Source organism: Micromonospora chersina, from assembly GCF_900091475.1.
Lineage (GTDB): Bacteria > Actinomycetota > Actinomycetes > Mycobacteriales > Micromonosporaceae > Micromonospora > Micromonospora chersina.
The window spans coordinates 567,291-592,568 of record NZ_FMIB01000002.1 but is presented as its reverse complement, the minus strand read 5'-3'; the positions used below and the strand labels follow the sequence as shown (position 1 = coordinate 592,568).

26 protein-coding genes are annotated in these 25,278 nt (G+C 75.4%); 18 read left to right on the top strand and 8 right to left on the bottom strand.

Going from position 1 to position 25,278, the window contains the following annotated elements:
* Positions 1-61: 61 nt before the first annotated feature.
* Positions 62-502, bottom strand: a complete 441-nt coding sequence (locus tag GA0070603_RS02585; protein WP_091306452.1) for a DUF4395 domain-containing protein — start codon at positions 500-502, stop codon at positions 62-64.
* A 113-nt stretch (positions 503-615) separates the two neighbouring features.
* Positions 616-1,062 (bottom strand): TlpA family protein disulfide reductase, encoded by a 447-nt coding sequence (locus tag GA0070603_RS02580; protein ID WP_244282363.1) that lies wholly within the window; start codon positions 1,060-1,062, stop codon positions 616-618.
* A gap of 232 nt (positions 1,063-1,294) precedes the next feature.
* Here GA0070603_RS02580 and GA0070603_RS02575 point away from each other — a divergent pair, with 232 nt between their 5' ends.
* From GA0070603_RS02575 to GA0070603_RS02510, 14 genes are all read left to right on the top strand, one after another.
* A complete protein-coding gene (locus GA0070603_RS02575; RefSeq protein ID WP_091306449.1) occupies positions 1,295-2,428 on the top strand; it encodes a peptidoglycan recognition protein family protein in 1,134 nt (377 codons plus the stop codon).
* A 139-nt stretch (positions 2,429-2,567) separates the two neighbouring features.
* Positions 2,568-2,981: a VOC family protein gene (locus tag GA0070603_RS02570; protein WP_091306446.1), complete on the top strand. Its 414-nt coding sequence runs from the start codon at positions 2,568-2,570 to the stop codon at positions 2,979-2,981.
* A 96-nt stretch (positions 2,982-3,077) separates the two neighbouring features.
* Complete coding sequence (locus GA0070603_RS02565) at positions 3,078-4,163, top strand: endonuclease/exonuclease/phosphatase family protein (protein ID WP_091306444.1); 1,086 nt, start codon at positions 3,078-3,080, stop codon at positions 4,161-4,163.
* Between the two features lie 196 nt (positions 4,164-4,359).
* Complete coding sequence (locus GA0070603_RS02560) at positions 4,360-7,551, top strand: penicillin acylase family protein (protein ID WP_091306440.1); 3,192 nt, start codon at positions 4,360-4,362, stop codon at positions 7,549-7,551.
* A gap of 60 nt (positions 7,552-7,611) precedes the next feature.
* Positions 7,612-8,361, top strand: a complete 750-nt coding sequence (locus GA0070603_RS02555) for an ABC transporter permease (RefSeq protein ID WP_091306437.1) — start codon at positions 7,612-7,614, stop codon at positions 8,359-8,361.
* A gap of 40 nt (positions 8,362-8,401) precedes the next feature.
* Positions 8,402-10,552, top strand: coding sequence for an amylo-alpha-1,6-glucosidase (locus GA0070603_RS02550; protein ID WP_091306433.1), 2,151 nt, complete (start codon positions 8,402-8,404; stop codon positions 10,550-10,552).
* A gap of 54 nt (positions 10,553-10,606) precedes the next feature.
* Positions 10,607-11,101, top strand: coding sequence for a DUF2231 domain-containing protein (locus tag GA0070603_RS02545; RefSeq protein WP_091306430.1), 495 nt, complete (start codon positions 10,607-10,609; stop codon positions 11,099-11,101).
* Positions 11,102-11,119: 18 nt separating this feature from the next.
* Entirely contained in the window at positions 11,120-12,037 is a 918-nt protein-coding gene (locus GA0070603_RS02540; protein WP_091306426.1) for an NADP-dependent oxidoreductase, read from the top strand.
* Between the two features lie 38 nt (positions 12,038-12,075).
* The gene (gene dinB, locus GA0070603_RS02535) at positions 12,076-13,263 is read left to right on the top strand and encodes a DNA polymerase IV (protein WP_091321430.1); all 1,188 of its coding nucleotides are present in this window, start codon (positions 12,076-12,078) and stop codon (positions 13,261-13,263) included.
* Positions 13,264-13,284: 21 nt separating this feature from the next.
* Positions 13,285-13,680, top strand: coding sequence for a VOC family protein (locus tag GA0070603_RS02530; protein WP_244282673.1), 396 nt, complete (start codon positions 13,285-13,287; stop codon positions 13,678-13,680).
* Between the two features lie 112 nt (positions 13,681-13,792).
* Positions 13,793-14,725 carry a hypothetical protein gene (locus GA0070603_RS02525; protein WP_091306420.1) on the top strand — a complete coding sequence of 311 codons (933 nt, stop codon included), beginning with the start codon at positions 13,793-13,795 and terminating at the stop codon, positions 14,723-14,725.
* Positions 14,722-15,210, top strand: coding sequence for an ABA4-like family protein (locus tag GA0070603_RS02520; RefSeq protein WP_091306418.1), 489 nt, complete (start codon positions 14,722-14,724; stop codon positions 15,208-15,210). The genes GA0070603_RS02525 and GA0070603_RS02520 overlap by 4 nt, the downstream gene beginning before the upstream one ends.
* A 9-nt stretch (positions 15,211-15,219) precedes the next feature.
* Positions 15,220-16,479, top strand: coding sequence for a sensor histidine kinase (locus GA0070603_RS02515; RefSeq protein ID WP_091306416.1), 1,260 nt, complete (start codon positions 15,220-15,222; stop codon positions 16,477-16,479).
* Positions 16,476-17,102, top strand: a complete 627-nt coding sequence (locus GA0070603_RS02510) for a response regulator (RefSeq protein WP_091306413.1) — start codon at positions 16,476-16,478, stop codon at positions 17,100-17,102. Before GA0070603_RS02515 ends, GA0070603_RS02510 begins: the two co-directional genes overlap by 4 nt.
* Positions 17,103-17,115: 13 nt before the next feature.
* Here GA0070603_RS02510 and GA0070603_RS02505 read toward each other — a convergent pair whose 3' ends face one another.
* The 4 genes from GA0070603_RS02505 to GA0070603_RS02490 all read right to left on the bottom strand — a co-directional run bounded on the left by GA0070603_RS02505 (position 17,116) and on the right by GA0070603_RS02490 (position 20,836).
* Positions 17,116-17,829 carry an RraA family protein gene (locus tag GA0070603_RS02505; protein WP_091306410.1) on the bottom strand — a complete coding sequence of 238 codons (714 nt, stop codon included), beginning with the start codon at positions 17,827-17,829 and terminating at the stop codon, positions 17,116-17,118.
* Between the two features lie 170 nt (positions 17,830-17,999).
* The gene (locus tag GA0070603_RS02500; protein ID WP_091306407.1) at positions 18,000-19,319 is read right to left on the bottom strand and encodes an FUSC family protein; all 1,320 of its coding nucleotides are present in this window, start codon (positions 19,317-19,319) and stop codon (positions 18,000-18,002) included.
* Positions 19,320-19,398: 79 nt separating this feature from the next.
* Positions 19,399-20,034 (bottom strand): maleylpyruvate isomerase family mycothiol-dependent enzyme, encoded by a 636-nt coding sequence (locus GA0070603_RS02495; protein ID WP_208862785.1) that lies wholly within the window; start codon positions 20,032-20,034, stop codon positions 19,399-19,401.
* Positions 20,035-20,083: 49 nt separating this feature from the next.
* The gene (locus GA0070603_RS02490; protein ID WP_091306404.1) at positions 20,084-20,836 is read right to left on the bottom strand and encodes a dienelactone hydrolase family protein; all 753 of its coding nucleotides are present in this window, start codon (positions 20,834-20,836) and stop codon (positions 20,084-20,086) included.
* A 126-nt stretch (positions 20,837-20,962) separates the two neighbouring features.
* Here GA0070603_RS02490 and GA0070603_RS02485 point away from each other — a divergent pair, with 126 nt between their 5' ends.
* The 4 genes from GA0070603_RS02485 to GA0070603_RS02470 all read left to right on the top strand — a co-directional run bounded on the left by GA0070603_RS02485 (position 20,963) and on the right by GA0070603_RS02470 (position 22,896).
* The gene (locus GA0070603_RS02485) at positions 20,963-21,301 is read left to right on the top strand and encodes a hypothetical protein (RefSeq protein WP_091306401.1); all 339 of its coding nucleotides are present in this window, start codon (positions 20,963-20,965) and stop codon (positions 21,299-21,301) included.
* 80 nt (positions 21,302-21,381) lie between these two features.
* Positions 21,382-22,113, top strand: coding sequence for a L,D-transpeptidase family protein (locus GA0070603_RS02480; RefSeq protein WP_091306399.1), 732 nt, complete (start codon positions 21,382-21,384; stop codon positions 22,111-22,113).
* 101 nt (positions 22,114-22,214) lie between these two features.
* Positions 22,215-22,613 (top strand): DUF2267 domain-containing protein, encoded by a 399-nt coding sequence (locus GA0070603_RS02475; RefSeq protein WP_091306396.1) that lies wholly within the window; start codon positions 22,215-22,217, stop codon positions 22,611-22,613.
* A gap of 13 nt (positions 22,614-22,626) precedes the next feature.
* Positions 22,627-22,896: a hypothetical protein gene (locus GA0070603_RS02470; RefSeq protein WP_091306394.1), complete on the top strand. Its 270-nt coding sequence runs from the start codon at positions 22,627-22,629 to the stop codon at positions 22,894-22,896.
* Between the two features lie 4 nt (positions 22,897-22,900).
* Here GA0070603_RS02470 and GA0070603_RS02465 read toward each other — a convergent pair whose 3' ends face one another.
* Together GA0070603_RS02465 and GA0070603_RS02460 are read right to left on the bottom strand one after the other, a co-directional pair.
* A complete protein-coding gene (locus GA0070603_RS02465) occupies positions 22,901-23,830 on the bottom strand; it encodes a diacylglycerol/lipid kinase family protein (RefSeq protein ID WP_091306391.1) in 930 nt (309 codons plus the stop codon).
* Between the two features lie 62 nt (positions 23,831-23,892).
* Entirely contained in the window at positions 23,893-25,116 is a 1,224-nt protein-coding gene (locus GA0070603_RS02460) for a multidrug effflux MFS transporter (protein WP_091306388.1), read from the bottom strand.
* Positions 25,117-25,278 lie beyond the last annotated feature (162 nt).

Genomic DNA, 25,278 nt, shown 5'->3' with positions numbered 1-25,278 from the left:
GTCAGGTCAAGGGCTCGTTACGAAAACGTTTCCAACGGCGGTGAGCTGGGCGGGGACGGGATCAGCCCGGGCGGGCCGGTGTCCGCGCGGCCAGGGGACGGCCGGTGAGGCGGCGGAAGGCCAGGTAGCCCTCGCAGCCGAGGCAGAGCCCGAAGGCGGCGTTGAGGAAGGCGGCGGCGAGCGCCGCCGCGGTGGCGACCAGCCCGAGCAGCGGCACGCCGCCGAGCCAGCCGGCGGCGCCCACCGTGGCGAAGGCCAGGCCGACGAGCTGGGCGAAGCGGACCGGCGCCACCGGCTCCAGCTCGGCCGGCGGGGACAGCCGGGGCGCGACAAGGGCGCGGAAGAGCAGGCCGTACGGCCCGAGTCGCGGGTGGGCGGCGGTCAGCGCGAAGACGACGGCCTGGGCCAGGACGAGCCAGCCGGAGCCGGTGACCAGGGCGACGGCGAGGACGACGGTGGTGAGGGCGGCGGCGAACCGCGGCCCGCGAGGGTCGAGCAGCATGGGGGCTTCCGTTCGGCGGCGAAGGGTCGGTCAGGCGGCGGCGACCGGCGCACAGAGGCTCGCCGCGAGCCGCCCGTGGTCGACCACCCGCCGCCGGATCAGCCGGACGCCTGTCACGCCCGCGCCTCGGCGGTCAGCGGCGTGAGCGCGGCGAGCAGGTCCGCCCGGTCGGGCACACCGGCGGCCCGCCGGACGATCCGGCCGTCGCCGTCCACCAGCAGCACCGTCGGGGTGCGCCACACGTCCAGTTCGCGGGCCCGGTCGAGATGCTCCTCGGCCCCGACCTCCAGGAGGGCGACCCCGTCCACGCGGCCCGCGACGTCCTCGAGCACCCGGCGGGCGGCCCGGCACGGCGCGCAGACCGGGGCGGAGAACTGGACCAGCGTGACCACGCCCGGACGGACGCCGAGAGCGGCCAGCGCGGCCCGGTGCGGCGCGGCGGCGGCCGGGGACACGGCACGCAGCCGACCGTCGCGACGGCGCCGCCACCAGCCAAGGACGGTGGCGGCCGCGAGCACCGCGACGAGCACGAGGACACCGGTCAGGCGGGGCGGCTGCACGGGTCCAGGCTCCCACGACGACCGGGCGGGAATCCCACCGTCCCACCCACCGGACGTGACATCGCCTACTCCGACGGTGGGAATGGCAGGCCCACCGATGGCCCCACGATCGACAGTCGTCGCATTTGTCCTCTGGCGCGCCGACCGATCCTGGCAATATTCTCCACTTCGCGCGCAGCTTTTGGAGTTCCTTTACACGCCCGCACACCCGTCGGGCCACCGAGGAGATGCCATGCACTTCGACCACCCCGAGCTCGACCGCCGTACCCTGCTGCGGGCCGGCCTCGGCGCCGCCGCGGTCGCGGTCGTCGGGACCGAACTCGCCTTCCCGGCCGCCGCGCAGGCCGCGCCGGACGCGGACCTCGACTGGATCATCAGCTGCGACGAGTGGGGCGCCCGCCCGCCGGCGGATCCGCTGTCGATCAGCGCGATCGCGACCAACAAGATCATCGTGCACCACATGGCGTTCCCCAACAGCACGGACTACTCCGAGGAACACGCCAAGCAGCTCGCCCGCGACTGCCAGAACCTGCACATGGACGTGAACCGGTGGTCGGACACCGGGCAGCACTTCACGGTCAGCCGGGGCGGCCACGTCCTGGAGGGCCGGCACGGCAGCCTGGAGCGGTTGCAGGCCGGCGACCGGCAGATGATCTCGGCACACTGCCCCGGCGAGAACGGCCGGGCCATCGGCATCGAGAACGAGGGCACCTACGTCACCGACACGCCGCCGCAGGAGCTGCTCGACTCCCTGGTCAAGCTCTGCACGACCATCTGCCAGCAGTACGGGCTGCACGCGCACGACATCTTCGGCCACTGGGACTTCCGGGCCACCCAGTGCCCGGGCGCCATGTTCTACCGCGAGTTCCCGGCGCTGCGCCGGCGGGTGTTCGCGAAGCTCGGCACCGACCTGGGCGACGTGCCGGCCCGCCGCTGGCCCGACATCTGGCGCTTCGTCGGCGGCCCGGTGGTGAAGGTGGCGCAGTACCTGCTCACCTTCCGCGGCTACACCGTCCCGGTCACCGGCGTGTTCGACGCCGCCACCGTGGCGGCCGTGCAGGACTGGCAGGCGCGCAACGGCATCCCGGTCGACATCGACGCCACCCTGACGGCGCCGACCTGGGAGACCCTCGCGCCGGAGCTGGAGAAGGACGCCACCGGCATCCCGGTGCAGGCGGTGCAGTTCATGCTCAACTCCAAGGGCTACGCCGACGTGGCGATCACCGGCGAGTACGACCACCCGACCAAGAAGGCCCTCCAGGACCTGCAGGAACTGCACGGTCTGGACACCAACGGCAAGGTCAGCACCACCACCTGGTGCGCCCTGGTGGGGGGTGTGGTGCGCCAGTCGTTCCAGGAGAGCTGACGGCGCACCGGCGGGGAAGACGGTGGGGGTGGCAACGGCGCCACCCCCACCGTTGCCGTCCACACTCGCCCGTCGCGCCTCGTAGGCCGCGGCCCGTCTCTCTGCGACGATGCCCAGGTCACGACACCGAGGAGGCGAGATGACGTCCCGACTGAATCCGTACCTGAGCTTCCGCGACAACGCCCGCCAGGCGATGGAGCACTACCAGCGGGTGTTCGGCGGCGACCTGCGGATGAACACCTTCGGCGAGTTCGGCAACCCGGACCCGCAGGTGGCCGACCTGATCATGCACGCGCAACTGGAGACCGACCAGGGCTTCACCCTGATGGCCTCCGACACCCCGCCCGAGATGGAGTTCACCCCGGGCACCACCATGGCGGTCAGCCTCAGCGGCGACGACGCCGACGACCTGCGCCGCTGGTGGGAGCAGCTCGCCGACGGCGGCACCGTCACCATGCCGCTGGAGAAGCAGATGTGGGGCGACGAGTTCGGCATGTGCGTGGACCGTTTCGGCACGTCCTGGATGGTCAACATCGGCCAGCCCCAGGCCTGACCGTCGGCGGGGGTGGCCCGAACGGCGGTGTCCACGCTGGTGGGACCGGCGTTAGCGTACGCGGATCCACGGATCCCGCCGGAGAGGACGACAGTCATGGACGGCAGCCCTCGCGCACACCTTCGACGCCTGGCCAGGCTGGCCACCGCGGCCGCCCTCGCGGTGGCCGGCCTGGGGCTCGTCGCCCCGCCGGCACACGCGGAAGCCGGACCCAAGGTCGCCGTGCTGACCCGCAACCTCTACCTGGGCGGGGACCTCACGCCGTCGATCGCCGCGCCGACGCTGCCGGCGTTCCTGGCCGCGAACTCCGCGCTGCTGAGCCACGTGGACCTTGTCGACTTCCCGGCCCGGGCGGCGCTCATCGCCGACGAGATCCGTGAGCGCAAGCCCGACCTGGTCGGGCTCCAGGAGGTGGCGCTCTGGCGCACCGGGCCGCTCGGCGACCCGGCCCCGGCCACCGAGGTCCGGTACGACTACCTGGCCCTGCTCATGGCGGAGCTGGCCGAGTCCGGCCACCCGTACGACGTGGTCGTGGCGCAGGACGAGGCGGACCTGGAGGCCCCGGCCGGGGCGCCCCACCTGCGGGACGTCCGGCTCACCATGCGGGACGTGATCCTGGTGCGGCACGGCGGGCGGATCAAGGTGAACGCCACCTCGTCGGGCAACTTCGTCAACAACCTGGTCTTCCCGCTCGCCGCCACCGGCGGCTCCGCCACGAGCACCCGCGGCTGGACGGCGGTGGACGCCACGCTGGGCGGCCGCACCTTCCGGTTCGTCAACACCCACCTCGAGGCGTTCCACCCCGGCGTACGCCTGCTCCAGGCCCAGGAACTGCTGCGCGGCCCGCTGAGCGTGCCCGGCCGGCTGGTCCTCGTCGGCGACCTGAACAGCGGCCCCGAACTGCCCGACCCGAACAACCGGCTCGCGTACCTGGCCCTGGTCGCCGGCGGGATGGTGGACACCTGGCCGGTCCTGCACCCCGGCGACCCGGGCTACACCTCCGGCCTGGGCGACGACCTGACCCAGCCGGCCGACGACGTCGAGCACCGGATCGACATGGTGCTCGTCCGCGGCCCGGTGACGCCGGTGTCCAGTGAGGTCTTCGGCACCGAGCGGCAGACCCCCGGCGGCCGGTGGGCCTCGGACCATCTCGGACACCAGGCCGTGCTCGCCCTGCCCTGACCGAGAGCGAAACGTCGGCATTCGCGCGTGGTGAACGGCACCTATCCCCACGCATGGAACGCCATCAATTATTACCCGGAGGTAGACATGAGTCACTCTCACCTCCGGGTATGACGCCCGGGCACGGAGGGCGAGACGTCGGCAAGCGACAGCCGGGCGTACAACCGGCCCGACTCCGCACCCCGGAGGAATCGCCATGCCCCGTCCCACCACCCGTGCCCGGCTGGCGGCGCTGACCGCCGCCACCCTCACCGCCGGCGCCCTGACGGTCGTCCCACCGTCACCGGCCGCCGCCGCCACCACCTTCACCGGCAACGACTACTGCCTCGGCCAGTGCGCCGACATCCTGCCGCCCGGGGAGAACGGCAACGCCACCCTCGCCGCGATCCTCGCCCACCAGGCGCTCGGCACCCGGCCCGCCCACTCCAGCGACCAGCTCGACGAGTACGCCAACCTGGTCTACGGCTACGCCGGGCTCACCGACGAGCAGATCGCGCAGTTCTACAACGACGCCTCGTTCGGCGTGCCCGACGCGCAGGTGGAGAGCACCGTGCGGCCCCGCGCCGACGTCACCATCGTGCGGGACAGGGCGACCGGCGTGCCGCACGTCACCGGCACCACCCGCTCGGGAACCATGTTCGGCGCCGGCTACGCCGGGGCCCAGGACCGGCTCTGGGTGATGGACCTGCTGCGGCACGCCGGCCGCGGCACGCTCACCTCGTTCGCCGGCGGCGCACCCGGCAACCGGGAGCTGGAGCAGAGCATCTGGGCCAACTCGCCGTACACCGAGGCGGACCTCCAGGCGCAGGTCGACGCGCTGCGCCAGAAGGGCGCCCGCGGGCAGCAGCTCTACACCGACGTCACCGACTACATCGCCGGCGTCAACGCCTACATCGACAAGTCCATCGCCGACGACAACTACCCCGGCGAGTACGTGCTGGCCGGCGCCGGCAAACCGACGCACTTCACCATGACCGACCTGATCGCCACGGCCGGCGTCATCGGTGGGCTGTTCGGTGGGGGTGGCGGCTCCGAGATCCAGTCCGCACTGGTCCGGGTGGCCGCCCGGGCGAAGTACGGCGCCACCGAGGGCGACCGGGTCTGGCAGGCGTTCCGGTCCCAGAACGACCCGGAGACGGTGCTCACCCTGCACGACGGGCAGAGCTTCCCGTACGGAACCACCCCGGCCGGCGCGACGGGGACGGTGCTGCCCGACGCCGGCAGCGTCGTCGCCGAGCCCCTCGCCTACGACCAGACCGGCGGGGCCACCACCGCCCGGACCACCAGCGGCAGCACCAGCACCCAGCCGCTGCTCAGCGGCCTGGCCGGGCTGCGGTCGCACGGCATGTCCAACGCCGTGGTGGTCTCCGGACAGCACACCACCACCGGCAACCCGGTCGCCGTGTTCGGCCCGCAGACCGGCTACTTCGCCCCGCAGCTGCTCATGCTCCAGGAGCTGCAGGGGCCCGGGGTCAGCGCCCGCGGCGCCGCCTTCGCCGGGCTGAACCTCTACGTGCTGCTCGGCCGCGGCCAGGACTACGCGTGGAGCGCCACCTCCGCCTCCCAGGACCTCACCGACACCTACGCCGTGCCGCTGTGCACCACCGACGGCAGCGCACCCACCCTCGCCTCCAACAGGTACCTGTGGCACGGGCAGTGCGTGGCCATGGAGGTCCTCCAGCACACCAACTCCTGGTCGCCGACCCTGGCCGACTCCACCCCGGCCGGCTCGTACACGCTGCGCGCGCTGCGCACCAGGTACGGGCTCGTCGCGTACCGGGGGCTGGTGAACGGGCAGCCGACCGCCTTCACCAAGCTGCGCTCGACGTACCGGCACGAGGCCGACTCCGCGATCGGCTTCCAGGCGTACAACGACCCGGCCGCCATGGGCTCCGCGGCGGCCTTCCAGCAGTCCGCCGCGAGCGTCGGCTACGCGTTCAACTGGTTTTACGTCAACTCGACCGAGGCGGCCTACTTCAACTCCGGGTCGAACCCGGTCCGACCGTCCACCGCCGACCCCAACCTGCCCACCCGCGCCGAGGCGGCCAACGAGTGGGTCGGCTGGGACCCGGACACCAACACCGCCACCTACACCCCGGCCGCCGCCCATCCGCAGTCGGTCAACCAGGACTACTACGTCAGCTGGAACAACAAGCAGGCAAAGGACTTCGGCGCGGCCGACGGCAACTTCAGCTTCGGCTCGGTGCACCGCGGCCAACTCCTCGACGGCCCGGTGCGCGCCGCGATCGCCCAGCGCAAGCTCGGCCGGGCCGACGTCGTGCGGATCATGGCCGACGCCGCGGTCACCGACCTGCGCGGCCAGCAGGTCCTCGGCGACCTGCTCCGGGTCCTCGGCAGCGCCCCGGTCACCGACCCGGCGCTGGCCGACGCCGTGACCAAGCTGCGGGCCTGGCAGCAGGCCGGCGCCCGGCGCGTGGAGACCGCCCCCGGCTCCAAGGTCTACCAGCACGCCGACGCCATCCGGATCTTCGACGCCTGGTGGCCGCTGCTGGCCGCCGCGGAGTTCCGGCCCGGCCTCGGCCCCGACCTCTACGCCGCACTCGTGGACGCCATCGAGGTGAACGAGGCGCCGTCCGGTGGCCAGAACGGCGGCCGCGACGGCACCGCCGTCTGGTCCCTCGCCGGCCAGCCGCACAAGGGCTCCTCGTTCCAGTACGGCTGGTGGGGCTACGTCAACAAGGACATCCGCACCGTGCTCGGCGACCCGGTGGCCGGCGGGCTGGGCCGGACGTACTGCGGCGGCGGAAACCTCGGCGCCTGCCGGCAGAGCCTGCTCGACACCCTCGCCCAGGCGGCCGCGGCGCCGGCCACCACCGTCTACCCCGGCGACAAGTCCTGCGGGGCGGGCGACCAGTGGTGCGCCGACGCCATCGCCCAGTCCGGTCTCGGCGGCATCACCCACCCGCTGATCGCCTGGCAGAACCGCCCCACCTACCAGCAGGTCGTGTCGTTCCCGGCGCGCCGCGGCGACGACGTCACCAACCTGGCCCAGGGGCGCCCGGCCACCGCGTCGAGCACCCAGTTCCTCACCAGCAACACCCCGGACAAGGCGGTCGACGGCAGCCTCGGCACCCGCTGGTCCAGCAGCTACAACGACAACCAGTGGATCCGGGTGGACCTCGGCACGGCCCGCACCGTCGGCCGGGTGGTGCTGCGCTGGGAGGCCGCGTACGGCAGCGCGTACCGGATCGAGGTCTCCGCGGACGGCGGCACGTGGCAACCGGTGTTCAGCACCACCGCCGGCAACGGCGGGACGGACAACGTCACCCTCGCCCCGGTCAGCGCCCGCTACGTGCGGGTGTACGGGGTCAAGCGGGCCACCTCGTACGGCTTCTCGCTCTACGAGTTCGAGGTCTACGGGCGGTGACACCGGCGGCCGGCCGGCGGGACCCACCCGCCGGCCGGCCACCCGGCATAAGGTCGTCGGATGGGCGGCGGCGGAACGGTACCGATCGGCCCGGCACTCGTCGTCGCGCTCACCGCGCTCACAGCGGCCGGCGCCGCCGTGCTGCGACTGACCGGCCTCGGCCGGGCCCGGACCGTGCTCACCGCGGCGGCCCGGGCCACCGTCCAGCTCGGCGCCGTCTCGCTGGTCATCGTCGCCGTCCTCCGCGCCTGGTGGAGCACCGCCGCGTTCGTGCTGCTCATGTACGTCGTCGCCGCCCTCACCGCGCGCCGGCGGATCGGGGCCGGCGCGCCGGCCCGGGTCGCCCCGCTGGCGCTCGCGGCCGGGGTGGCGCCCAGCCTGGCCGTGCTCCTGGCCAGCCGGGCCCTGCCCGCGACCCCGCTCGTGGTGCTGCCCACCGCCGGCATCCTGATCGGCGGGGCGATGACCGCGACCAGCCTGGCCGGCCGGCGTACCCTCGACGAGCTGCGTGCCCGGCACGGCGAGTACGAGGCCGGGCTGGCCTTGGGGCTGCTCCCCCGCGACGCCGCGCTGGAGATCTGCCGCCCGGCCGCCGGGCAGGCCCTCGTCCCGGCGCTCGACCAGACCCGCACGGTCGGGCTGGTCACCCTGCCCGGCGCGTTCGTCGGCGTGCTGCTCGGCGGCGCCGGGCCGGTCCGCGCCGGTGCCACCCAGCTGCTGATCCTGCTCACCCTGCTGGCCGTGGAGGCGGTGGCCATCGCGGTGGCCGTCGAGCTGCTCGTGCGGGACCGGGCCCGCACCGCGCCCTGAGCCGGGTGTAGCGGGGGCGCGAAGGGGTAACGGCGGCCCGATGACCTGGGTCCGCAACCTGCGCGTCCGGCCCGACCTGCTCTACGTCGCGAGCGGGTGGAGCACCCTGGTCACCGACGTCCGCGGCCGGATCGCCGGTGCCGACCCGCAGGGCTTCTTCGCCCGCAACACGCGCGTGCTCAGCCGCGAGCGGATCACCGTCGACGGCCGCGAGCCGGTGCCGTTCGCCACCGCCAACGTGGGCGGGCACGCCCAGCTCTCCTACGCCGAGCTGGGCGACGGGGAGGCGCTGCCGTCGCGGGCCGCGTACCTGACCGTCGAGCGGTTCGTCGGTCCCGGGCTGCGCAGCCGGTTCACCGTGGTCAGCTACGCCGCGCGGCCGCTGCGGTTCCGGCTGCGGCTGGCGGTCGAGGCGGACTTCGCCGACACCAGCGAGGCCGAGGCGGGCCACCGGCTCCAGCTCGGCGAGGTGCTCGGCCGGTGGGATCCGGCCACCGCGGAGTTGCTGCTCACCTACCGGCACGAGGGGCTCGATCGGGCGGTGGCGGTCCGGCTGCGCGCCGACGCCCCGGTGGCGTACGCCGACGGCGGGTTCACCGTCGAGCTGGCGGTGCCGCCGGGCGGCCGTGCCGGTGCGGAGCTGCTTGTCGAGCCGGTCTTCGACGGGACCCGGCTCCCCGCGCCCCCGGCCACCTTCGCCGAGCCCGACGACCCGGCCGCCCGGGCGAGGGCCCGGCTGGACGCCGAGCTGGCCCGGCTGAGCAGCAGCAACTTCGACGTCACCGCGGCCTGGCGGTGCGCCGTGCGGGACCTGGCCGTGCTGCCGCTCGGCGAACCGGCCGGCCCGGCGGCGCCGATCGCCGGCCTCCCCATCTACCAGGAGATCTTCGGCCGGGACACGATGACCGCCTCCTGGCAGGCGCTGCTGGCCGGCCCCACCATGCTGGCCGACAGCCTCCGGCTCAACGCCCGGCACCTGGGCCGGCGGCTGGACGACTGGCGGGACGAGGAACCCGGCAAGCCGCTGCACGAGGCCCGGCAGGGGCCGGTCTCCCTGCTCGGGCTGAACCCCTACGACGCCTACTACGGCGACTGGTCCACCGCCCCGGACTTCCTGGTGTTCCTCGGCCAGTACCTGGCGTGGACCGGCGACCTGGACACGGTGCGCGAGCTGCTGCCCACGGCGAGCCGGGCGCTGGAGTGGATCGACCGGTACGGCGACCCGGACGGCGACGGCTTCCTCGACTACCACTGCCGCTCCCCGGGCGGGCTGAAGAACCAGGGCTGGAAGGACTCGGACACGGCGATCGTCGACGAGCGGGGCGAGGTGGTGCCGAACCCGATCGCCAGCAGCGAACTGCAGGGCTACTGGTACGCCGCCCTGCGGCACGCCGCCGTCGTGTTCACCGTCACCGGGCACCCGGCCCGGGGCGCCGCCCTGCTGGCCCGGGCCCGGGGCCTGCGCCGGCGCTTCCACCGGGCGTACTGGCTGCCCGACCGGCGCTGCTACGCCATGGCACTGGGGCCGGACCACCGGCCGGTCCGCTCGACCAACTCCAACGACGGCCACCTCCTCGCCACCGGCATCGTGCCCACCCGGGTCGCCGAAAAGGTGGCCGACCGGCTGCTCGCCCCGGACATGTTCAGCGGCTGGGGGGTGCGGACCCTGTCGGCGGACCACCCGGCCTACAACCCGTTCAGCTACCACCGGGGCAGCGTCTGGCCCGTGGAGGCGGGCACCATCGGCCTGGGGCTGGCCCGGTACGGCTGCTGGCCGCACCTGCACCGGCTGGCCGAGGGCATGGTCGGCGCCGCGGCGCTCTTCGCCGAGCACCGGCTGCCCGAGGTGCTCAGCGGGCTGCCCCGGGACGCCGCCCACCCGCACCCCGGCGTCTACCCGAACTCGTGCTCCCCGCAGGCCTGGTCGGCCAGCGCCGTGGTGGCCCTGGTCCAGGCCCTGCTGGGGCTGCGCCCGGCCGCGCCGCTGCGCGCGGTCCTCGTCGACCCGCACCTGCCCGCGTGGCTGCCCGACCTGCGGCTGGAGGGCGTACGGGTGGGCGGCGCGACGGTGGACCTGACGGTGCGGCGGCGGCGCGGCGGGCGTACCTCGGTGCGGGTGCGCGGCGACCGGCTCGCCGTGGTCCGCCGCCCGCCGCGGCAGGCGATCACCCTCGCCGGGCGGGAGGTGTAGTCGGGGCAGGGCGGGGAAACCGGCCGCGCCTGGGGCCGAGAAGGAAGGACCGGCATGGAGAGTCGCGCGAAGTCGATGGGGCACGCCATCCACCCCATCCTGATCGTGTTCCCGCTCGGACTGCTCGCCACCTCGGTGATCTTCGACATCCTGTACCTGATCACCGACCGGACGGGTTTTCAGGTCTCCGCCGCGTACACCATCGCCGCCGGCGTGATCGGCGGCCTGGTCGCGGCGGTGTTCGGCCTGATCGACTGGTCGGCCATCCCGGCCGGCACCCGCGCCAAGCGGGTCGGCGCGGTGCACGGGCTCGGCAACGTCGTCGTGCTGGTGCTGTTCGCGGTGAGCTGGCTGCTGCGCCGTGGAGCGGACAACTGGGATCCGAACGCCGGCGCGCTGGTCTGCAGCTTCGCCGGCATCGTGCTGGCCGGGTTCACCGGCTGGCTCGGCGGCGAACTGGTCGAGCGGCTCGGGATGAGCGTGACCGACGGCGCGGGCCTGAACGCTCCGAGTTCGCTGTCCCGCCGGGCGCGCGCCCGCGGCGCCTGACCGAGAGGGGACGGACGGATGCGGGCGATCACTCTCGACCGGGACGGGGCGGCGCCGGCCGCCCGGGACGACCTGGCCCGGCCCAGCCCCGGCCCGGACGAGGTGCTGGTCCGGGTGCGGGCGTCCTCGGTCAACGCCTTCGACCGGAAGGCGGCGGCCGGGATGATGCGCGGGTCGATGGACTACCGGTATCCGGTCGTGCTGGGCAAGGACTTCGCCGGCGAGGTCGAGGCCATCGGCGGCACCAGCCCGTTCCGGGTCGGCGACGCGGTGTTCGGTGTGCTCATGCGTCCCTACCTGGGCGAGGGCACGTGGGCGGAGTACGTGACCGTGGGCGGCGGGGACGGCATCACCCGCGTCCCCGACGGCGTCGAACTGTCCACGGCGGGCGTGCTGGGGCTGGCCGGCGTCACCGCCCTCGACGCGCTCGACGCGCTGGCCGTCCGGCCGGACGACACGGTGCTGGTGGCCGGGGCGACCGGCGGCGTCGGCGCGCTGGCCGTGCAGTACGCCCGGCTGGCCGGCGCCCGCGTCGTGGCCACCGCCCGTCCCGGCCCCGCCACCGACTTCGTGCGGGACCTGGGCGCCGCCGAGGTGGTCGACTACACCGGCGACCTGACCGGGCAGGTGCGGGCGCTCGCGCCGGACGGCGTCGCGGCCGTGGTGCACCTGGCCGGTGACGGCGCGCCGCTGGCGGGGCTGCTCGCCCCCGGCGGGCGGCTGGCCTCCACCATCGGCTTCGGCCCCGACCAGCACCCGGCGGCCGTCTCGATCTTCGGGCGGCCGGACCGGGCGACGCTCGACCGGCTCGCCGACGACGTGCTGGCCGGCCGGGTCCGGGTGCCGGTCGACCGCCGCTACGAGCTGGACGAGGTGCCGCGGGCGCTCACCGAGTTCTCCGGCGCCCTGGGCAAACTCGCGGTCAGCATGCCCTGACCGGCTCGGCGTTCGAACATCTGTGCGAACATGTGCTGGTGTCGAGCGAGGCCACCATCCTGCACGCCGACCTGGACGCGTTCTACGCCTCCGTCGAGCAGCGCGACGACCCCCGGCTGCGGGGCCGTCCGGTGATCGTCGGCGGCGGCGTGGTCCTCGCCGCCAGCTACGAGGCGAAGGCCCGCGGGGTGCGCAGCGCCATGGGCGGCCGGCAGGCCCGCCGGCTCTGCCCGGACGCCGTCGTGGTGCCGCCCCGGATGGCCGCCTACACGGCCGCCAGCCGGGCGGTGTTCGAGATCTTCCGGCGGACCACCCCGCTGGTCGAGGGGCTCAGCATCGACGAGGCGTTCCTCGACGTGGGCGGGCTGCGCCGGCTCGTCGGCCCGCCCGCCGACATCGCGGCGGAGCTGCGCCGGGAGGTACGCCGCCAGGTCGGCCTGCCGATCACCGTCGGGGTGGCCCGGACGAAGTTCCTCGCCAAGGTGGCCAGCGGGGTGGCCAAGCCGGACGGGCTGCTGGTCGTCGCGCCGGAGGGCGAGCTGGCCTTCCTGCACCCGCTCCCGGTGGAGCGGCTCTGGGGCGTCGGCCCGGTCACCGCCGCGAAGCTGCGCGAGCGGGGCCTGCGCACGGTCGGGCAGGTGGCGCGGCTGGACGAGCCGACCCTGGTGTCGCTGCTCGGCGCGGGCGCCGGCCGCCACCTGCACGCCCTCGCCCACAACCGCGACCCGCCCGCCGTGCAGGTCGGGCGGCGGCGCTCCTCGATGGGCGCCCAGCACGCGCTGGGCCGCGAGCCGCACTCCCCCGCCGAACTGGACGCCGTGCTTGCCGGGCTGGTCGACCGGGTCACCGGGCGGATGCGGACGGCCCGGCGCACCGGGCGCACGGTGACCCTGCGGCTGCGGTTCGCCGACTACACCCGCGCCACCCGCGCGCACACGCTGGACAAGCCGACCGCGCAGACCGGGCCGCTGCGGGCCGCCGCGCGGTCGCTGCTGCGCACCGCGCTGCCCGAGATCGAGACCCGGGGCATCACGCTGATCGGGGTCGCCGTGGGCAACCTGGACGACGGGCACGTGCAGCTCACCCTGCCGTTCACCCGCGACCCGGGGCCGGCGCTGGACGCCGCCGTGGACGCGGTGCGGGACCGGTTCGGGTCGCGGGCGCTCACCCGGGGGGTGCTGCTGGGCCGCGACCCGGGGTTCGAGATGCCCATGCTGCCCGACTGACCGTAGGCTCCGGCGGTGTCCATGTTCCGCACCCCACAGGTGATCCTGTTCAGCGAGGACGTGTCCCGGGCCGCCGCCTTCTACACCGGGCTGGGCTTCACCGAGACCTTCCGGGTGCCCGCCGAGGGCCCGCCGATCCACGTCGACCTGACCCTCGACGGCTACCGCGTCGGCATCGCCTCGGTGGCGTCCACCCGCGACGACCACGGGCTCGACCCGGTGCCGAGCGGGCAACGCGCCGCCGTCGTGCTGTGGACCGACGACACCGCGGCCGCGTACGCGACGCTGACCGCCGCGGGGGCGCCCGCGCTCGCCGCCCCGCACGTCTGGCTGGACCGGCTGCTCATCGCCTGGACGGCCGACCCCGACGGCAACCCGATCCAGCTCGTCCAGCCGCTGCCGGCCGACCGGACGTGAGCCCGCGGCGCCGCCTCCTCCCCGGGTAGGAGGCGGCGTCTCCGACCCGCGGCCGGCATAGGGGCCTCCGGTCGGGCGCGACGAGGCGGCCACGCCACCAGCATCTACAGGCATGACTACCGTGCTGAACCGGGCGGCGCGCTGGCACCGCCCCCTGATGCTCTTCGTCGCGGCGATGGCGGCGCTCACCGTCGTCGCGGCCGTCGGCGTGCTGGCCGATCCCCGCGTGCTCACCGGCGTGCCGATCTGGCTCAAGCCCCTGAAGTTCGCCATCTCGTTCGTGCTCTACGGCACCACCCTCGCCTGGATGCTCACCCTGCTGCCGCGGCGCAGCCGGACCGCCGAGTGGGCGGCCACGGTGATCGTCGCCATGTCGGTGGTCGAGATGGCGATCATCGTCACCCAGGTGCTGCGCGGCACCACGAGCCACTACAACGGCACCACCCCGCTGAACGGCGCGCTGTTCTCGGCGATGGGCGCCGCCATCATGGTGCTGTTCCTCGCCCAACTGGTCATCGGGATCGTGGCGCTGCTGCGGCCGATGGCCGACCGGGTCGCCGGCCACGCCGTCCGGCTCGGCCTCGGCCTGTCCCTGCTCGGCATGCTGGTCGCCATCCCGATGGTCACCCGTACGCCCGACTCGGCGGCGGAGGGGATCAGCGGGGCGCACAGCGTCGGCGTGGCGGACGGCGGGCCGGGGCTGCCCCTGGTCGGCTGGAGCACCACCGGCGGCGACCTGCGGATCGGGCACTTCGTCGGGCTGCACGCCCTCCAGGCGCTGCCGCTGCTCGCGATGCTGCTCAACCGCTTCCTCGGCGACCGGCTGGACGAGCGGACCCGCGCCCGGCTGCTGCTCGTCGCGGGCGCGGCGTACGGCGCGGCCACGCTGCTGCTCACCTGGCAGGCGTTGCGCGGGCAGCCGTTGCTGCGGCCGGACGCGCTCACCGTGGCCGTCGGGGTCGCCCTGCTGGCGGCGACGGCGACCGCGACCGACGCCGTGCTGGCCCGGGGGCAGCGCCGCGCGGACGTGGTGGTGGTCGCATGACCGGCACGCTGTTCACAGTGACCTTCGCGGTCGCCGCACCGTTCTGGGCGCTGATGATCCTGCTGCCCCGCTGGTCGTGGACCGCCCGGATCGTCGGCTCGCCGCTGATCGTGCTCCCGGTCCTGCTGATCTACGCGGTCCTGGTCCTTCCGGCGCTCGGCCGGGTGCTGCCGGTGGTCACCGCGCCGACCCTGGCGGGCGTCCGCGACCTGCTGGGCAGCGCGGACGGCGCGGCGGCGGCCTGGGCCCACATGATCGGGTTCGACCTGTTCGTCGGCCGCTGGATCTGGCGGGACAGCCGGGAGCGGAGCATGCCGGCGCTGCTCGTGGCGCCCGTGCTCCTGCTGACCATCCTGCTCGGGCCGCTCGGCCTGGCCGTCCACCTCGGCCTGCGGACCGGCTGGGCGCCGGCCCCCGTCGGCGACGGCGGCGGGACGACCAGCGCCCGGCCGGCGGGTTCCCCGGCTCCCGAGCGCACCGCCTAGGCTGGCGTCGTGGGCTGGGTGGGACGCCTGTTCGACGCACGCGACACGCTCGCGCGGATGCTGCTGCTCGACCTCAGCGGCCTCGGCTACCTGGTCTTCGGCGCCCAGGGCCACCACGCCCCGACGGCCACGCAGTGGGTGCTGGCCCTTGTCGCGTTCGGCACCGCCCTGGCGTGTCACCGCCGGCCGATGGTGAACCTGGCGGCGCAGGCCGCGCTGCTGGCGGTCGCCTTCCCGCTTGTCGACGACACGACGATCAACCAGGTCGGGGCCAGCTGGGCGCTGCTCGAGCTGACCATGTGGGCCGACCGGCCCCGGACCATCTGGCTGGCCGCCGGCCTGCTGGCCGCGGTCGACCTGACCGACTCGATCGGCGACCCCGTCCGGCGGCTGCTTTCCGGCGTCTTCGGCCTGACCGTGGAGGTCGGCCTGCCGCTGCTGCTCGGCCTGGTCATCCGGACCACCCGGGAGCTGGCCCGGCAGGCCGAGGAGCGGGCCGCCGCGGAGCAGCGCCGGCGGGAGTCGGAGAGCCGCGCCGCCCGCGCCGGCGAGCGCAGCGCCATCGCCCGCGAGCTGCACGACGTGGTCGCGCACCACGTCGCGTCGATGGTGCTGCGGGTCGGGGTGGCCCGGCACGTGCTGCCGGACCTCGATCCGCGGGTGAGCGAGGTCTTCGACGACGTGCACGGCACCGGCACGGCCGCCCTGAACGACCTGCGCCGCCTGGTCGCGGTGCTGCGCGACCCTGAGGGGGTCCGCGGCGACGCCACGCTGACCGCGATCGAGCCGGCGGCGGTCCCGGCGGCGCTCGACGCGGCGGTGGACCGGGCCCGTCAGGCCGGCATCACCGTGGAGGCCGACGTCGACCCGGCGGTCGGGTCGCTGGACGCGGTGCGGGGCCAGGCGGTCCTGCGGCTGACCCAGGAGGCACTGACGAACGTGGCCAAGCACGCCGGCACCGCGGCCCGGGCCCGGCTGGCCGTGGCGGTGGTCGACGGCGCCGTGCACTGGGAGGTGTCGGACGACGGCCGGGGGTCGGTGCCGGCCGCGGTGCCGGCCGGCGGCGGCCACGGCCTCACCGGGATGCGGGAGCGGGTCGAGGTGCTCGGCGGGCGGCTGGAGGCGGGACCCACGGGCGCCGGATGGCGGGTCCGCACGGTCCTGCCGGCCGGGGGCGTCGCGGAGCCGACCGACTCCCCCGCCCGCCCGCCGGAGCCGGCGACACCCCGCCCGCGCCCGGCCGGCCCGCACGCGCCGGAGCCGGCATGATCCGCGTCCTGCTGGTCGACGACCAGCACCTCATCCGCGCCGGCCTGCGCATGCTCTGCGACGCGCAGCCGGACCTGGAGGTGGTCGGTGAGGCCGACAACGGCCGGGAGGCGATCACCCTCGCCGCGCGGCTGATGCCCGACGTGGTCGTCATGGACCTGCGGATGCCCGGCGTCGACGGGATCACCGCGACCAGCCGGATCCTCGCCGACCGTCCCGCCACCCGGGTGCTGGTGCTCACCACGTTCGGCGACGACGACCACCTCTACCCCGCGCTGACCGCCGGCGCCTGCGGGTTCCTGCTCAAGGACGCGCCCCCGGCCGACCTGCTCGACGGCGTACGCCGGGCGGCCGCCGGGGACAGCCCGTTCAGCCCGGAGGTGCTGCGGCGGCTGGTTCAGCGGGCGGTGCACGCGCGCGCCGGGGCGCCCCGACCGGTGCACGGCCTCACCGCACGCGAGCGGGACGTGCTGGACCTGGTGGCCGAGGGCCTGTCCAACACCGAGATCGCCGACCGGCTGCACATCGGCGTCACCACGGTGAAGACCCACATCACCAGCCTCATGACCAAGACGAGCAGCCCGAACCGGGTACGCCTGGCCCTGTGGGCGCGCGGCGCCTGAGCGCCGGCCGGCCTCACTCCTCGATGGCGCCGCCCACCGCGCGCAGGTGCTCCCGGAACGTCAGCGCCGGGTTCTCGGCCCGACCCGCAAGGTAGGCCCCGAAGCCGACCTGCGCCCGCAGCGGCTCGCCGGCCCGGATCCGGTCGGCCTGCCGCCGCTCGGTGTCCCGGATGGACTCCGCCAGGTCGAACAGCTCGCCGACCCGGCCGGCCGGCACGAAGAGCACCCCGTCCTCGTCGGCCAGGGCCACGTCGCCGGGGTCGACCGTCCACCGGCCCACCCGCGCCGAGGCCAGCACCTCGGCCGGCCGCGGGTCCAGCCGCTGCGGCCCGGTGGGGGTGGCGCCCAGACTGAACACCGGCAGCCCGACCGACCGGATGTCGGCGGTGTCCCGGTGCAGGCCCCACACCACCAGGCCGGCCAGGCCGGCGGCCTGCGCCTCCAGCACCACCAGGTCGCCGACGCACGCCTCGTCGGTGCGCCCGCCGTTGTCCACCACCAGCACGTCGCCGGGTGCGGCCCGGTCGACGGCCTCCAGGAAGATGTCGACGCTGCCGACGTGCCGGGCCGGCAGCACCCCGCCGGCCAGCCGCCCGCCGGCCAGCACCGGCCGCACGCCCTCCGGGGCGCAGCGCACCGGGACGGCGGCCCGCAGGCAGGCGTCGGCGACGTGGGCGGTGGTCAGCGCGGCGAACCGCCCGGTCAACTCTGCGCGGTCGATGCTCATGGCCCGACGCTAGCCAGCCGCCCCGACCGTGGGAGGGGCCAGTTCGCGTCCCGTGGCTCCGGTTCGTCGCCCGCACCGGCCGCGCCGGGTCAGGCCGCGCCGGCCGACGCGCCGAGTCAGGCGGGGCGGGCCGACGCCCCGAGTCAGGCCGGCCGGGGCGTGCGCGTCGGTCAGACCGGGCGGGGCGTGCGCGTCGGCGGGCGGAACGGGTCGGGACGGCCGCGGGCGCGCCGCGCCAGCCAGGTGCGCCGCCGGGACCGCGCGGTGCGCCGTACCGGCCGGTGCAGCTGCGCCCGCATCGGCGGGCGCCGTTCCGCCTCGCCCGCGCCGGCAGCCCGGCGCACCATGCGGTTGGCGTCGTCCGGGTCGCACCCGGTGGCGCGCAGCAGCTCGCTGTCCGCCGTCCGCAGGTCGGTGATCACGCCGTCACCGAACGAACGCACCCCGTGCGCCCAGGCCCGCCCCGCCAGCTCGGCACTCTCCCGGACCAGCCGTCGGGTGCCGGCCGGGTCCTCGCCGTCCCGGCACTCCCGGCGCATCACCCGGACGGCCTCGCCGAGGCGGGTCACGGCGTCGGCAAGCGTCGGCGGGATCGGCTCGCCGTACTGGAGGGCGGTGGCGGAGCGGCGGGCCACCGAGCGGGCGTACAGGATCACCCGCTCCAGGTGTTGCGCGGCGGCGGCGTACCTGTGGAACTGGGCGCGGCGGCGCCAGCGGACCGGCGCGAGGGTGACCACCTCCTCGGCCCCGCTGAGCGCCTCGTTGAGCCGTCCCACGTCGGCGTCGAGCCCGCGCATCCGCTCCAGGGACCGGACCGCCGCGTCGGCGTCCCGGGTGGTGAGTGCGCGGGCGACGGCGTCCAGTTCGGTGGTGAGTGTGGTGACGATCGGCTCGGTCGCGCGGTCCAGGACCCGCAGCGGGTTGACCGGCAGCAGCAGCGCCACCACGAGGAGGCCGACAAGGCCGCCGACCAGCGCGTCGAAGATCCGGGGCAGCTCCAGGCCGGGCTCGACCGGGGCGAGGGTCGCGATCAGCACGGCGGTACCGCCGGCCTGGCCGACCAGGGCGCCGCCGCGCCCGGCGACCAGCAGCGCGGTCGCGATGGCCAGGGTGACCACGAGGCCGGTCTGCCAGGACCCGGAGCCGAGCACGGCGCGCAGCACGTCGCCGACCACGATGCCGAGCCCCACCCCGACCAGCAGTTCGAAGGTACGCCGGGCGCGCTGGCCGATGGCGGTGGCGATGGTGCCGACCGCGGCGGCGGGCGCGAAGACGTGCGCGCCGGGCCCGAGCAGGCGCTGGGCGAGCAGCGCGGCGAGCGCGGCGGCGAGCCCGGACTGGACGGCGATCACCACGGTGACCTCCAGTTGGCGCAGCCGCAGCCGGCCGGCCGCACCGCCCTCGGCGCGGGCGTGGGCCAGTGCCCGCCCGGTCGGCTCGGTGACCCGGTCCAGGGGCGAGCGGACGGTGTCGGGGCGGTCCTCGGCCATGGCGGCGGTTACCCGGCGCGGCGCGGGTGAATCGTCCGGGTTGCGGCGCCCATGCTCCGCCGGCCGGCTCGGCGCGGCGTCAGCGGGGCCAGCGGCCGGCCAGCACCGTGACGCCGTCGCCCTCCAGTTCCGGCAGGGCCACCCGGCGCCCGGTCAGCGTCAGCAGCATCGCCTCGCCGGTGCCGCGCACCACCGGCCCGGCCCCGGACGCCCAGCCCAGGTCGGTGGCCTCGAACCGCAGTCCGGCCACCCGGCGCCGGTCGACGAAGCCGACCGCCCGGCCGCCGGTCAGGAAGTCCAGCGAGGTGCGCACCCGGTCGGGGTCCAGGTCGGCGGGGAGGCCGAGCGGCCGGCGGATGTCGAGCCCGTGCACCTGGAGGTCGGTGAGCTGGCCGAAGTATCCGACCACGGGTGGACGGAACCGGTGCTCCGCGTGCTCGCGCAGGGCGGCGGCCAGCTCGGCGGCGGGTCGGCGGGCCACCTGCTGAGCCAGCCGCGCGTTGGCCACGTGCAGCCGGAAACCGGCGCGCACCACCAGCGGCAGGAGCGCCCACGGTGACCCGACAAGCGGCGACACCAGGTGCCCGGCGACCTCCCGCACCGTCCACGAGCCGCAGAGGCTCGGGGTGTCCAGCTGCGCGGGAGTGAGCGAGTCGATCAGGTCGGCCGTCCGGCGCCGCTCGGCGGCGATCATCGGCAGCAGATCGGTTTCCACGGCACCATTCTGGCCGCCGGCCGCCACCCCGCCGGCGGCCGGGACGGGGTCAGCGCCGGAAGGTGCGGTCGAGCAGGTCGAACAGGGCGGCCCAGTGCCGCTCGGTGGCCCGCTCGTCGTACATCGGGGTGTCCGCCTGGGTGTACCCGTGGCGGGCGCCGGTGTAGACCTCCGAGCGGTAGGTGACGCCGGCCGCGTCGAGCGCCTTCTCCAGGGTGGCGATCTGCTCGGCCGTCATCGACGGGTCGTGGTCGGCGTGGCCGAAGTACAGCTCGCCGGTGACCGCGCCGACGCCCAGGTGCGGGCTGTCCGGGGCGTCGGTGACCACCCGGCCGGCGTGGAAGGCGGCCGCCGCGGCGATCCGGTCCGGGAGCGCCTCGATGGCCCGCAGCGCGTTCGTGCCGCCCATGCAGTAGCCGACGACGGCCGCCGGGCCGGGCGCGACGCCGGGCTGCGCGGCGAGGAAGTCCAGATAGGCGGCGGTGTCCCGGGCGACCACGTCGGGCGTCAGCGCGCCGATCATCGGGGACACCGTCGCGAACAGCGCGCCGCGGCGACTGTCGTCGCCGAGGCCGGAGAGGTCGACAAGCGGGGCCCGGCCGAAGCGGTGGAACAGGTTCGGCACCAGCACCACGTGGCCGCGGGCGGCGATGGCTTCCGCCATCTCGGCCAGCCGCGGGCGCAACCCGAACGCGTCCATGAAGACCAGGACGGCGGGGAAGGGCCCGTCGCCGTCGGGCCGGACGAGGAAGGAATCCGCCACCCCGTCACCGGTCGGCACGTCCACGGTCGTCGTCTGCACTCTCCGAACCTCCCTGAGCCGCGAGTCCGCCGTGCACGCTACCCCCGGCGCGGGAGGCCGGCACGGCGAGCCCTTCCGGCCGGCCCGCCGACCGGGCATCCTGGGTGGATGGGAGAGGTGCGACCGATGCCCGGTTTCGGGGACCTGTTCACCGACCTGCGCGGCGAGGACCGGACGCTGCGGGTCAGCTACCACCCCGACCGCGGCGCCGTGGTGCTGTCGCTGTGGAACGGCACGCTGTGCCGCGGCTCCTTCCGGATGCCCGCCGACGACGTGGACCGGCTCCTCACGCTGCTGACCGCCGTCCGCACCGCCGCGGCCGGGGACGACGGGGCCGGTCCCGGGACGGCCACCGACGAGAGCGCGGCCGCGGTCCCGGAGCCGTCCGTGGAGCGCACCGGCGACGTGTCGGGCACGGCCCGGCGCGTGGTCCTGCCGGCCCTGCCCGCGCCCCGGGTGGCCTGACCGGGTGTAAACCGGACGAAGGGGCACCTCTCCCCGCCTTCCGAACTAGCGTCCGGGTAGGACCTCGGAAGGGAGGGACGATGCGTCCCGTCTCACCACGCACGATTCGCCACCGCCGCCCCGCCACGCACGCCGCGCTCGGGACGGCCCTCCTGGTCGCCGGGCTGGCCGTGCCGGCCACCGCCGCCTCGGCCGCCCCCGTCGCAGCCAACGGCGCCGCCGCCGTCACGCTCGCCGCCGCCGGCCAGCCGACGCTGCGGCAGGGCTCCCGGGGCGCGGCGGTCAGCGCGCTCCAGGCACGGCTCACCGCCCTGCGCTACGACGTGGGCGGGATCGACGGGATCTTCGGGCCGTCGACGCACCACGCTGTCGTCGCCTTCCAGAAGGTCAACGGGCTGGCCCGGGACGGCATCGTGGGGCCGCGCACCCGGGCGGCGCTCGACCGGCCGGTCGTCCCGACGCCGCGGTACACCCACCCCGGCTACTCGATCGAGGCCGACCTCACCCGGCAGGTGCTCTACCTGGCCAAGCGCGGGGCGGTGGTCCGCATCCTGGACGCCTCCAGCGGCAGGTCCAGCACCCCCACACCGACCGGCGACTGGACGGTGGGCCGGCGCATCGACGACTGGCGGCAGAGCGACCTGGGCCTGCTGTGGCGGCCGAACTACTTCCACCGCGGCTACGCGGTGCACGGCGCGACAGCCGTGCCCGCCTACCCGGCCAGCCACGGCTGCGTCCGGGTGCCGGTGCGGGCGATGGACCGGCTCTGGACCACCATCCGCGTCGGCACCCCGGTGCACGTCTACCGCTGACGGCCGCCCCACGGCCTGCTCCGGAGGCCGGCGGGCGGGGGTCGTTTGCGGCGGCGGCGCGCGGGAACACGCCTTCCTCCAGCCGAGAGGGAGGCGTCGAGGTGGACCAGGACGAGTTCATCGGCTCGGTGGCGAAGCGCTGCGGGATGTCGTCGGAGCAGGCCACCGCCGTCACGCGCGCCACGTTGACCACGCTGGCGGAGCGGATCGACGGCGGGGAGGCCCGGGATCTGGCCGACCGGCTCCCCGAGGCGCTGCGGGCGTACGCGTTCGGCGGCAGCGAGACCGGCGAGCGGTTCGGGCTCGACGTCTTCGTGGAGCGGGTCAGCGGGCGCGCCGACATCGACGTGGACCGGGCCAAGGACGGCGTCACGGCCGTCTTCGACGTGCTCCGCGACGCCGTCGACCCGGCCGGCTACGCGGACGTGGTCGCCCAGCTTCCGGCGGAGTACGGCGAGGTGGCCGACCAGACCGCGCCGTACGTCCAGCGCAGCCAGTGACGGGCGGCGGGCGATGAGCGTGGGTGACGAGGAGCCGCTGCGCCGGCCGCCGGAAGCCGACGCGCAGGAGCAGCGGCAGGACGAGACGGTGGTCGGCCCGCCGGACACGATCTCGGGCGCGGTGCCCGAGGCGACCGAGGCGGACCTGGCCGAGCAGGGCGTGCTGGTCCCGCCCAGCGACCGCACCGGCCTGCCCGACGCGGTGCGCGACGACCTCACGCCGGCCGACGCGGTGGAGCAGAACCAGGAGATCCCGACCCCGGACGAGGACCGCCGGGACTGACCGTTCAGCGGTCCGGGCTGTCCGCCGCGGCCATCACGCGCAGCGCGTTCGGGTCCAGGCCGATGCGCACCGGCGTCTGCCCGTAGGGTTCGCCGTCGACCTCGATCCGCGCGGGCCGGTCGGTCTCCAGCCAGAGCTGGCGGACGGCGAGGAACGGCTTGTCGCCCAGGGTGCGGCGGTGGCCGGCCGCCGCGTTGCGCGCCGTCTCGCGCAGCAGGCCGCGCCGGCTGGGCCCGCCGACCGGGTACGCGACGAGCAGCCGGTCGTCGGCGTTGGCGTCGGCGGTGATCGGGCGGCCGGCGTGGAAGCCGCCGTTGGCGACGTACACCTGGTGGGTGTCGAAGGCGTGCTCCCGCCCCTCGGCGCGCACCGTGACCCGCAGCGGCCGGTGCCGGGCCAGCAACCCCAGCGCCGTGAGCGGGTACGCGAGCCGGCCGACCACCCGCTTCAGCCGTGGCGGCGCGGTCAGCATGATGTCCGCCGACAACCCGATCCCGACGTGGTTGGTGAAGAGGGTGTCGCCGATCAGCCCGAGGTCCACGTCGATGACCTTGCCGTCGGTGAGCAGCCCGACGGCGGCGTCGAGGTCGAGCGGGACCCCGACGGTGCGGGCGAAGTTGTTGGTGGTGCCCAGTGGCAGCAGGCCCAGCGCCATGTCCCGGTGGGCGAGCAGCCGGGCGGCCGTGCCGATCGTGCCGTCGCCACCCCCCGCGACCAGGAGGTCCGGCCCGAGGCCGGCGGCCTCGGCGAGCACCCGGTCCAGTTCGCCGGGCCGGTCGACCGGGTACGCGCCGAGCAGCGTGAAGCCGGCCGCGCGCAGTCGGGAGTGGGCGGTCTCGTAGAGCCGGCGGCCGCGTCGGGAGTGGGCGTTGACGACGAGCGCCGCCCGCCGCCCCTCCCGGATGGCCGCTCCCAGCTCCTGCTTGGTCCGCACGGTTCCCGACCCTATCCGCCGATCGGCCACCCAACCCGGAAACAATGGGCCGATGGCGCCGGTCAGTGTGCGGCGACGGCGACCGCTACCGGCTCGACCTCGGCCAGCCGCGCCGGCCGGACCACGGTGAGCAGCACGACCAGGGCCACCGCCATGCCGCCGGCGACCACGGCGGCCATCGCCACGCTGCCGGTGCCCAGCACGCCGACCAGCGGCGCGGCGAGCGCGCCCACGCCGAACTGGACGGCGCCCAGCAGCGCGGCGGCGGTGCCGGCCGCCTCCCCGTGCCGGGACAGCGCCAGGGCCGGCGCGTTCGGCATGGCGAGCCCGGCCGCGGCGAGCACCACCCAGAGCGAGGCCAGCACGGCCGCCAGGCCGCCGAAGCCGGTGGCCGCGAAGCTCAGCAGCACCAGGCCGGCCGCGGTGCCGACGGCGAGCGCGGTGACCAGGATCCGCTGCGGGGTGTACCGGCGCAGCAGCCGCACGTTGAGCTGGGTGGCGGTGATGAGGCCGACCGCCCCGGCGCCGAACGCCAGCCCGAACTGCTGCTCGTCCAGCCCGTACCGCTCCTGGAAGACGAACGACGACCCGGCCACGTACGCGAAGAGCGCCGCCATGGCGAGCCCCGCCACCAGCACGAGCCCGACGAACGTCCGGTCCCGCAGCAGGGCGCGGTAGTCCCGGCCGATGGCGGCGACGCCGCCGCGGCGGCGGCGCTCCGCCGGCAGGGTCTCCTGGAGCCCGACCGCCGCGACGACGACCAGCAGGAGCCCGAACACGGCGAGGGCCACGAACACGCCCCGCCAGTCCGACCAGCGCAGCAGCCCGGAGCCGAGGGTGGGCGCCAGGATCGGCGCGGCGCCCATCACGAGCATGAGCCGGGAGAAGAGCCGGGCGAACGCGGCGCCGCTGAACAGGTCGCGGACGACGGCCATGGCGACCACCGAGGTGGCCGCGACGCCCAGCCCCTGGAGCACCCGGAGCACGCCGACCACCTGCACGGTCGGGGCGACCACGCAGAGCAGCGAGGCCAGGATGTGCAGCGCGATCCCGGCGAGCAGCGGCAGGCGCCGGCCCACCGCGTCGGAGAGCGGGCCGATCAGCAGCTGGCCGAGGGCGAGACCGGCCAGGGTGCCGGTGAGGGTGAGCTGCACGGCCGCCGAGGTGGTCTCCAGGTCGGCGGTGATGGCCGGCAGCGCCGGCAGGTACATGTCGATGGTCAGCGGCCCGATCGCGATCAGCGAGCCGAGCACCAGCACGAGGCGCAGCTGCTGCCCGCGGCTCATCAGGTCACCGGGTGTCTCGACGGTCGGGGCGGGTGAGGACTGCGCAGTGGTCACACCTGGCAGCAAATCACCGGGCGCCGACATCATTCCCGCGGTCGCCGAAGGTGCCCCAGGTCACATCGGATCGTTGAACCGTCCGCCGCAGGTCGCGCCGAGAGGAGA

Excerpts from the sequence above, each read along its gene's own strand:
- GA0070603_RS02585 (WP_091306452.1), bottom strand. The coding sequence starts at position 502 with ATGCTGCTCGACCCTCGCGGGCCGCGGTTCGCCGCCGCCCTCACCACC.
- GA0070603_RS02575 (WP_091306449.1), top strand. The coding sequence starts at position 1,295 with ATGCACTTCGACCACCCCGAGCTCGACCGCCGTACCCTGCTGCGGGCC.
- GA0070603_RS02570 (WP_091306446.1), top strand. The coding sequence starts at position 2,568 with ATGACGTCCCGACTGAATCCGTACCTGAGCTTCCGCGACAACGCCCGC.
- GA0070603_RS02565 (WP_091306444.1), top strand. The coding sequence starts at position 3,078 with ATGGACGGCAGCCCTCGCGCACACCTTCGACGCCTGGCCAGGCTGGCC.
- GA0070603_RS02560 (WP_091306440.1), top strand. The coding sequence starts at position 4,360 with ATGCCCCGTCCCACCACCCGTGCCCGGCTGGCGGCGCTGACCGCCGCC.
- GA0070603_RS02555 (WP_091306437.1), top strand. The coding sequence starts at position 7,612 with ATGGGCGGCGGCGGAACGGTACCGATCGGCCCGGCACTCGTCGTCGCG.
- GA0070603_RS02550 (WP_091306433.1), top strand. The coding sequence starts at position 8,402 with ATGACCTGGGTCCGCAACCTGCGCGTCCGGCCCGACCTGCTCTACGTC.
- GA0070603_RS02545 (WP_091306430.1), top strand. The coding sequence starts at position 10,607 with ATGGAGAGTCGCGCGAAGTCGATGGGGCACGCCATCCACCCCATCCTG.
- GA0070603_RS02540 (WP_091306426.1), top strand. The coding sequence starts at position 11,120 with ATGCGGGCGATCACTCTCGACCGGGACGGGGCGGCGCCGGCCGCCCGG.
- GA0070603_RS02530 (WP_244282673.1), top strand. The coding sequence starts at position 13,285 with ATGTTCCGCACCCCACAGGTGATCCTGTTCAGCGAGGACGTGTCCCGG.
- GA0070603_RS02525 (WP_091306420.1), top strand. The coding sequence starts at position 13,793 with ATGACTACCGTGCTGAACCGGGCGGCGCGCTGGCACCGCCCCCTGATG.
- GA0070603_RS02520 (WP_091306418.1), top strand. The coding sequence starts at position 14,722 with ATGACCGGCACGCTGTTCACAGTGACCTTCGCGGTCGCCGCACCGTTC.
- GA0070603_RS02510 (WP_091306413.1), top strand. The coding sequence starts at position 16,476 with ATGATCCGCGTCCTGCTGGTCGACGACCAGCACCTCATCCGCGCCGGC.
- GA0070603_RS02505 (WP_091306410.1), bottom strand. The coding sequence starts at position 17,829 with ATGAGCATCGACCGCGCAGAGTTGACCGGGCGGTTCGCCGCGCTGACC.
- GA0070603_RS02500 (WP_091306407.1), bottom strand. The coding sequence starts at position 19,319 with ATGGCCGAGGACCGCCCCGACACCGTCCGCTCGCCCCTGGACCGGGTC.
- GA0070603_RS02485 (WP_091306401.1), top strand. The coding sequence starts at position 20,963 with ATGCCCGGTTTCGGGGACCTGTTCACCGACCTGCGCGGCGAGGACCGG.
- GA0070603_RS02480 (WP_091306399.1), top strand. The coding sequence starts at position 21,382 with ATGCGTCCCGTCTCACCACGCACGATTCGCCACCGCCGCCCCGCCACG.
- GA0070603_RS02470 (WP_091306394.1), top strand. The coding sequence starts at position 22,627 with ATGAGCGTGGGTGACGAGGAGCCGCTGCGCCGGCCGCCGGAAGCCGAC.
- GA0070603_RS02460 (WP_091306388.1), bottom strand. The coding sequence starts at position 25,116 with ATGAGCCGCGGGCAGCAGCTGCGCCTCGTGCTGGTGCTCGGCTCGCTG.